The following is a 392-nucleotide window of genomic DNA, read 5'->3' on the forward strand; positions in this document are numbered from 1 at the left end:
CCAATGCTTTGAGTTTAAATAATCAGCCTGAAAAAGCTTTAGAGTTGTTTGAGCGAGCGCTTCAAATTCAACCTAATAATCTGAGAACATTATTTAGTTATGTCAAATCTTTGACTGCAAATAATCAGCATGAAAAAGCTTTAGACTTGTTTGAGCGAGCGCTTCAAATTCAACCTGATAATGTGATAACGCTAAATAGTTATGCCAATGCTTTGAGTTTAAATAATCAGCCTGAAAAAGCTTTAGAGTTGTTTGAGCGAGCGCTTCAAATTCAACCTAATCTTCTGATAACGCTAAATAATTATGCCAATGCTTTGACTGCAAATAATCAGTATGAAAAAGCTTTAGAGTTGTTTGAGCGAGCGCTTCAAATTCAACCTAATAATCTGAGA

Annotated in this window: 1 protein-coding gene; it reads left to right on the top strand. The window is 34.4% G+C overall.

Annotated elements, in window-relative coordinates:
- Positions 1-392 (top strand): tetratricopeptide repeat protein (locus QUB66_RS19190; protein WP_332971258.1); only part of this gene is annotated, 392 nt, incomplete at both ends.

Origin of the sequence: Microcoleus sp. A2-C3 (assembly GCF_036706065.1) — a bacterium.
In the GTDB taxonomy this organism is placed as follows: Bacteria; Cyanobacteriota; Cyanobacteriia; order Cyanobacteriales; family Microcoleaceae; genus Microcoleus.